This is a genomic window from Paracoccus marinus, from assembly GCF_007018965.1.
Lineage (GTDB): Bacteria > Pseudomonadota > Alphaproteobacteria > Rhodobacterales > Rhodobacteraceae > Paracoccus > Paracoccus marinus.
In genome coordinates this window covers 1-7,011 of the sequence record NZ_VJYZ01000028.1, presented here as the reverse complement: position 1 = coordinate 7,011, position 7,011 = coordinate 1, and the positions used below count along the sequence as shown (strand labels likewise).

General features: G+C 60.4%; 6 protein-coding genes. 1 reads left to right on the top strand and 5 read right to left on the bottom strand.

Translation table 11 applies throughout. The features are described 5' to 3' along the window. Positions 1-40 precede the first annotated feature (40 nt). From FNF32_RS12010 to FNF32_RS11990, 5 genes are all read right to left on the bottom strand, one after another. On the bottom strand, positions 41-622 hold the full coding sequence (locus tag FNF32_RS12010) for a restriction endonuclease subunit S (protein ID WP_185961952.1): 582 nt from the start codon (positions 620-622) through the stop codon (positions 41-43). Next, positions 615-3,581, bottom strand: a complete 2,967-nt coding sequence (locus FNF32_RS12005; RefSeq protein WP_131675044.1) for a type I restriction endonuclease subunit R — start codon at positions 3,579-3,581, stop codon at positions 615-617. The genes FNF32_RS12010 and FNF32_RS12005 overlap by 8 nt, the downstream gene beginning before the upstream one ends. Before the next feature lie 62 nt (positions 3,582-3,643). Then, positions 3,644-4,039 carry a hypothetical protein gene (locus FNF32_RS12000; protein ID WP_131675045.1) on the bottom strand — a complete coding sequence of 132 codons (396 nt, stop codon included), beginning with the start codon at positions 4,037-4,039 and terminating at the stop codon, positions 3,644-3,646. Continuing rightward, the gene (locus FNF32_RS11995; protein ID WP_143796661.1) at positions 4,036-5,361 is read right to left on the bottom strand and encodes a recombinase family protein; all 1,326 of its coding nucleotides are present in this window, start codon (positions 5,359-5,361) and stop codon (positions 4,036-4,038) included. The genes FNF32_RS12000 and FNF32_RS11995 overlap by 4 nt, the downstream gene beginning before the upstream one ends. Continuing rightward, a complete protein-coding gene (locus FNF32_RS11990; RefSeq protein ID WP_143796660.1) occupies positions 5,358-5,813 on the bottom strand; it encodes a DUF2924 domain-containing protein in 456 nt (151 codons plus the stop codon). The genes FNF32_RS11995 and FNF32_RS11990 overlap by 4 nt, the downstream gene beginning before the upstream one ends. A gap of 337 nt (positions 5,814-6,150) precedes the next feature. On the opposite strand from FNF32_RS11990, the gene FNF32_RS11980 reads away from it, so the two are divergent. Next, positions 6,151-6,966, top strand: coding sequence for a hypothetical protein (locus tag FNF32_RS11980; RefSeq protein WP_143796658.1), 816 nt, complete (start codon positions 6,151-6,153; stop codon positions 6,964-6,966). Positions 6,967-7,011: the final 45 nt, after the last annotated feature.

Genomic DNA, 7,011 nt, shown 5'->3' with positions numbered 1-7,011 from the left:
GCTTTTCCTCATTCGTCTGCTCCTTCAGGTGGGGCAGACTCTACATCAGACTGAGGGATCGCGTGGGGGGCAGGTCACCTGCCTTGTGCATCTTAAGCGACTCAAGTTTCGCCGTCTCGGCGCGGATCAATTTGTCAAGCGAGGTTAGACAATCGGCAATCTTTTGCTGTTCTCCCGTTTCCAAGGGCGGAAAAGAGATTAGTTTTTCCTTAAGCGCTGAGAAATGTCGGCGATAGCCATCCTGTTCCAAAGGGTTGGCCTGCAGATACTGGTGTAGAAAGCGAGCTTCGACATCTGAAGAGGGGGCAAGTATCTTGATGCCGTCGGCTCCTTGAGCAAAGGGTCCTTCGGCGACTTTCACAACGCAGGTATGGTCGCCAAAAATGACTAGCGGAAAGTCCGCTTGGACGAGCGCCGTTTCGTCATCAGTCCAGCCGCAAATATCATTGGGCGACTGGTCTATGACGGGGAAGCGTCCGCTCGGAGAATAGCCGGAAGTCTGGATCTTTTTCGGCGGAGTGATCGTATTGACCAGCGCGCCCAACGGCTTAACCCCCCATGGCCCGTTATCGCGAAACTCGGGGAAGCGTAGGCTGGGGATGGGCGGGTAGGCCTCAGACATCTTCATAGACCTCCAAGCCAGAAATTTCTCGCCCGTCGGCCTTGCCACGGAGAAGCGGGATCAGGTCTTCCATGAGCGCGAGCTCGGCCCGCGCGCGCACCTTCCAGCCTAGGCCCATGGGGCGGAAAAGCTCTGTCAGCGCGTCGGGATCAAAGATGTATCGATCCAGGATGTGGTCGACGAAGCCCTGCAGCGCCTCGACGGACAGGTCGTGCTTCTTGGCAATGCGCGCCAGTTCTTCGGCCTGACGCGCAGCCTTGAAACGGACATAGCCTGCGCGGACCTCGGTCTCGCTCAACCCTTCGCCTTCTTTCAGCGTGGCGATATAGGCTTCCAGGTCGTCGCGTTCGTCCATCAGCCGGGCGCTCGAGGCAAGAAGGCCCATCAGCTCTTCGCGGGTCATCTTCTGTTTCGTCGGCGCGGCCTGCGAGAACCGAGCAATGAGACCCATGATGTAGTCGTAATCGATCAGCGCGCTATCGAAGAGCACGAATTCGAAATCGAGCTGGGCAGTGGGGCCATCGGGGTCGTCGGTCTTGCGCCGCCGCTCCTGGAGTCGCTTGGCGGTTTCCAGATACTGCGCCGAGAAAGCGCGTAGGTCGTCGCGTGGCATCAGCGCTTCTATCGTAGCCTTCGCGTCGGCATCGAGGTCGGTGTACTGATCAAGCTGGGTGGTCAGACGCCGCACCTCCTTGAAGCGCTCGATAAACTCAGCGCGTGCCTCGTCGCCCTTGAGGTTCGCCACCTCTTCTGGCCGAGCATCAAGGCCGTGGGACTTCATGAAATCCGCTAGCTGCTGCGAGGCCCCCTTCAACTTATCGATCACCTTGGGTGCCGGATCAACCAGCCAAACTTCCTTGGCCCTGTCCGGCGCTTCGCCTGAGAAAAGCGTGATAGCCTCGTCGACGGCGTCTTTCTGAGCGCGGAAGTCGAGGATGTTGCCGTAGGGCTTTGAGTCGTTCAGTACGCGGTTGGTGCGCGAAACAGCCTGGATGAGGTTGTGGTACTTCAGTCTTTTGTCGACATAGAGCGTGTTCAGATACTGCGAGTCGAAACCTGTCAGCAGCATGTCGACGACGATTGTGATGTCGATCTTTTTCTCGTGCGGGAGATCGGTGTTGGGATATTTTTGATCTTTGATGCGTTGCTGGACGTCCTGGTAGTATGCGTCAAACTCTGACAGTCGGTGGTTGGTCCCAAAACGGGAATTGTAGTCGCCGATGATCTCTTGAAGCGCTTGCTTCTTGCGGTTCGGCTCCTTCTGATTATCCGCCATCTCCTGCGGCAGATCCTCCTGCAGCTGGGCGATGTCGCGGTTGCCTTCGGCGGGTGGTGAGAAGACGCAGGCGACATTCAGGGAGAGGTAATCGTCTAGGGTGGCTTGGCGCTTGGCCTGGAGTTCCTTGAAAAGACCGAAGTATTCGATTGCGTCGTCGATCGAGGCAGTCGCGAATAGCGCGTTGAATTTACGCTGGTTGGTGGCAGCGTCGTGCTTGTCGAGGACCGCTTCAACTACAGCCCGCATAGCCGGCGTTTCACCAGGCTTGATTGGGGTCCCGTCAGGCTTGAAGAAATCGACATGGAAGCGAAGCACGTTGCCGTCGTCGATGGCGTGGGTAATGGTGTAGGCGTGCAGCTCCTTTTCGAAGATGTCAGTAGTGGTCAACAGGCTGGCCTGCTCACCCTCGACCCGCTGATTGCTAGCATTCTGCTCGAAGATCGGCGTGCCCGTGAAGCCGAAGAGCTGCGCACGAGGGAAGAATTCGCGGATCGCTTTGTTGTTATCGCCGAATTGTGAGCGGTGGCATTCATCGAAAATGAAAACCAGGCGCTTATCCCGCAGCGGTTCGAGACGTTCGCGGTATTGCTTCCTGTGGCTTCCATCCAGCGCAAGGCCAAGCTTTTGGATGGTGGTGACGATCACCTTGTCCTTGTAATCCTCCGACAGAAGGCGCCGGACAAGGGTATCAGTGTTTGTGTTTTCCTCAACGCATCCCGGTTGAAAGCGGTTGAACTCCTCACGCGTCTGTTTGTCGAGGTCCTTCCGATCGACGACGAACAGGCATTTTTCAATTTCGGGGTTATCTTTGAGCAGCGTGGACGCCTTGAATGAGGTGAGCGTCTTGCCCGAGCCGGTCGTGTGCCAGATATATCCGTTTCCCCGGTTCTCATGGATGCAGTCCACGATCGCCCTAACCGCATAAACTTGGTACGGACGCATCATCATTAGCTTCCGCTCGTTCTGGATGAGTACCATGTAGCGGCTGATCATCTCGGCCAGCGTGCACTTGGCGAGAAACTGGTCGGCAAATGCGGAAAGGTGCTGTACCTTGCTATTGTCCCTTTTAGCCCATTTATAGATCGGCAGAAATCGTTCTTCGACGTTGAACTGGAAATGCTCGTTATTGTTATTGGCGAAGTACCAAGTCTGACTTCGGTTGCTGACTATGAACACCTGCGTGAAGCAAAGAAGGCTGTTTCCGAAGCCGTTACCTGGATCGTTTCGGTAGTCAATGATCTGCTGCATTGCGCGCCGCGGTGAAACTTGCAGCGATTTCAGTTCGATCTGTACCAACGGCAAGCCATTGATCAACACGATGACATCGTAGCGATGATGGCTACTTTTCGTGTTGATCCGAAGCTGGTTGATCACTTCAAAACTGTTCTTGCACCAGTCCTTAAGATTGACGAGCTGGTAATATAGAGGCGTGCCATCTTCGCGTTCGAACTTTTCGAGGTTGCGCAGTCTTTCTGCGCTAGCAAATACGTCAGGCGCGACGATTTCGTCGAGCAGACGCTCGAACTCTCCATCGGTTAAATTTACCCGATTGAGGGCTTCAAACTTCTGGCGAAAATTGCGTTCTAGCGTTTCGCGATCTCGAATGTCGTCTCGATAGGAGTATTTCAGCCCTACAAGGGTTTTGATAAGCTCATGCTCTATTTCTGTTTCTTTTTTCATTCTGATCGTCGAACTCTGCCGTGCCCGCACCGCTTTTGTGCTTCAAAAACCCTCTTGGACAATTACCGGTCGTGGGCGACGATGTCGAGATGCTGCCGCTCCCACTCCAGCGGGAACGGCTCCAGCACCCGCGCCAGCGTCACCTCCGGCCCCTGTTTCCCGTCCAGGATCGCCTCAACGAAGTCGGGCGCGAGCAGCGTGAGACGCAGGACGCGCGTCATGTAGGACGGCGCGATGCCCTCGCGCTCGGCCAGTTCGGCGATGGTGGCGAACTCCCCCGACTCCAGCATTCGCTTCCACCGGAACCCGCGCGCCAACGCCTTGACCAGCGTGTTGTCTGTCCGCCGCGGTTGCGTGGCGCCTTCCGGAAGCTGCATCTCCTTACGCCCGCCGCGCTTCACGATCCGGAATGGCACGTGGAGCGTGACCGTCTCGGGGATCGGAGCCCGGCGCGTCATGCAGCTTCTCCGATGTCGCCGGCCAGCATCTCGCGGGCTAGACCGCTGAGCCCGTCGACGCGCAGGCGCACGTTGAGCCCGTCAGAGCCGATGTCCACGCGCTCGACCAACAGCGCCACGACGCGCGCCTGTTCGGCAGGGAAGAGTTCGTCCCACAGCGGGTCAAGCTTCTGCAGGGCCGTGCGGGCGTCGGTCTCGGTGATGTCGTCGGCGTGGGTGCGCGCGGCCTTCCACGTGCCCGCCACGATCTCTGGCTGGCGGAACACGGCGCGGAGCTGGTCGATGACGGCCGCCTCGATCTCGCCCGCGGGCACGCGGCCGATGGGGCAGGATCCAGCGCCATGCTTCAGCACTGTCTGGCTGACATAGTAGCGGTACAACCGCCCGCCCTTCCGAGTATGCGTCGGTGAGAACGCGGCGCCATCGGGACCGAACAGCAGCCCCTTCAGCAGCGCGGGCGTGTCGGCGCGCGTGCGCGCGGCGCGCTTCCGGGGGCTCTCCTGCAGGATGGCGTGAACCTTGTCCCACAGCTCGCGGTCGATGATGGCGTGGTGCTCGCCGGGATGGCTGTCGCCCTTGTGGACCGCCTCGCCGATGTAGGCGCGGTTGCTGAGCATCCGATAGACGTATTTCTTGTCGATCGGGTTGCCGCGCGGCGTGCGGATGCCGCGCGCGCCGACCTCTCGCGCCAGTTCCGTGCAGGACCCGATCTCGAGGAAGCGGGCGAAGATCCAGCGCACATGCGCGGCGCATTCCTCATCCACCACCAGCTTCCGGTTCTCGACACGGTAGCCGTAGGGCGGCACCCCACCCATCCACATGCCCTTCTTCCGGCTGGCGGCGACCTTGTCGCGGATGCGCTCGGCCGTGACCTCGCGCTCGAACTGGGCGAAGCTGAGCAGGATGTTCAGCGTCAGCCGTCCCATGGAGGTCGTCGTGTTGAACGACTGCGTGACCGAAACGAAGGTCACCCCGTTCCGGTCGAACACCTCGACCAGCTTGGCAAAATCCGCCAGCGACCGAGAGAGGCGGTCGATCTTGTAGACCACCACCACATCGACCAACCCGTCCTCGATGTCCTCCAGCAGCCGCTTCAGGCCGGGCCGTTCCAGCGTGCCGCCGGAGATGCCGCCGTCGTCATACTGATCGCGGACCAGCACCCAGCCTTCCGACCGCTGACTAGCGATGTACGCCTCGCAGGCCTCACGTTGGGCATGCAGGCTGTTGAACTCCTGCTCCAGCCCTTCCTCTGAGGATTTCCGAGTGTAGATCGCACAGCGCAGCTTGCGGACGACCTTCGATTTCTCGGGCGGCTTCGTCATGTTCGCCCCCTGTGGTTCTTGAGCCCGAAGAACACCCAGCCGTTCCAGCGCGTGCCGGTGATGGCCCGGGCGATGGCGGAAAGCGACTTGTAGGGCCGCCCCTGCCATTCGAAGCCGTCGGCGGTGACGGTGACGATCTGCTCGACGCCCTGCCATTCGCGCAGGAGGCGCGTGCCCGTGATGGGGCGGTCGCGGTCGGCGCGGATGCTGCGCTTCTTCCTGTCGCCGCCGTCCAGTTCTTCGCCCAGCCGCTCAAGCCGCCGGATCGTCTCGGGCTTCAGCCCGCCATAGGCGAGTTCCTGGATGCGATAGGCCAGCCGGCTTTCGAGGTAGCGGCGGTTGAACGGCGGCGGCTCGCTGTCGAACAACTCGCGCCACTGTTGCTTCAGGTCGGGCGTCGGCGTGGTCTTCAGCGCGGCCAGGCGCGCGGGGATGGGATCATGGGTCGTCATGCGGTTCTCCGGTGCGTTGGAGTTGCATGAGGGCATTGGTCGCTGGACAAGTGTAGGCAACTTTCTCCGGTATCGTCAGATACTTCGCCACTTTCCCGCATCCGCAGCCGGACCAGCCCGAGCGCCAGCAGACCGCAGAGCTCGGTGCGGCGCTCGGCGGGCGTCATCAGGTCGGGCGGCAGCGGATTGGGGCGTTTCATGCGGGCCTCGGAGCGGTCGTCTCCTCTGGCCTCTACTCACCGTGATCGCGAACCGTCCCAGCCGATCCCGCGCAGGTTGATGAATCACGCGAAAGAACGTATCAAGAACACTGGTTTTGCAGGAAAGGGGATTCGTCGTGGCCGGCAATTTGAAGAAGTTCGTGAACCCCCGGTTCATCAAGACCATCGATCTCGCCCTGATGAAGCCGCTGCTGGCGCGGCACGAGGGCAAGTACAAGGGCTTCTCCGTCGACCTTCTGGACCAGGAGGAGGATGCCGCCCGCGAGGCGCTGGAAAAGCTACTGACCGGCGCCGAAGACAGCTATCCAGAGGGGCTGCGCGGCGATCTGCACCGCATCGCGGAACTGGGCGATGCCCGCGGCCTTGAGATCATCCAGACGCAGGCCGCCCGTCAGGGCGTCGATCTTTTCCCCGACATGAAGACCGGCGACGAGGACGCGCCGAACAAGGCGCATGATCCCAAGCACATCGCCGTCCGGGTCTTTCTGGAGAATCCTGACCTCTTCGACGCGGCCGCCGACCACATGGCGATGCTCACTGCCGACCGCCTGCATGAATATGCCGGGCGGGAACGTGGCGTCGCGATCGATCTGACGGCGGAGAAGGTCGAGGCGTTCCGGACGGCCGTTGCCGCGCTCTTCCGTGACGCCTTTCTCGGGGACTACTGCCGGGTGGGCGACTACGACGACGATGACGAGATCAACCTCGTGGTCAGCCACGGCTCCATGGTCTCGACCATGCCGGTCGTCGAGGGTCAGGTCGAGCGGGTCATCAGCGTGCGCCAGATTTCTCACGCCGTGCTGCGATACTCCGAGAACACCGGCATGTTGCGGCTGGCCCGCATCCGGAAGGCGCATCAGCCCGAGATCGCGGAACTCTTCGCCTCGATCATTCTCGACTGGACTTGCCCGGCTTTTGTGGAGAGCGTTTAGCTCACTTCGCGGGCCTTTCGCTCGAAGGCGATGGGGCTCTGGAAG

What these genes read in the sequence shown, in the direction of transcription:
- FNF32_RS12000 (WP_131675045.1), bottom strand. Translation starts at nt 4,039, where the DNA reads ATGACGCGCCGGGCTCCGATCCCCGAGACGGTCACGCTCCACGTGCCA.
- FNF32_RS12005 (WP_131675044.1), bottom strand. Translation starts at nt 3,581, where the DNA reads ATGAAAAAAGAAACAGAAATAGAGCATGAGCTTATCAAAACCCTTGTA.
- FNF32_RS11995 (WP_143796661.1), bottom strand. Translation starts at nt 5,361, where the DNA reads ATGACGAAGCCGCCCGAGAAATCGAAGGTCGTCCGCAAGCTGCGCTGT.
- FNF32_RS11990 (WP_143796660.1), bottom strand. Translation starts at nt 5,813, where the DNA reads ATGACGACCCATGATCCCATCCCCGCGCGCCTGGCCGCGCTGAAGACC.
- FNF32_RS12010 (WP_185961952.1), bottom strand. Translation starts at nt 622, where the DNA reads ATGTCTGAGGCCTACCCGCCCATCCCCAGCCTACGCTTCCCCGAGTTT.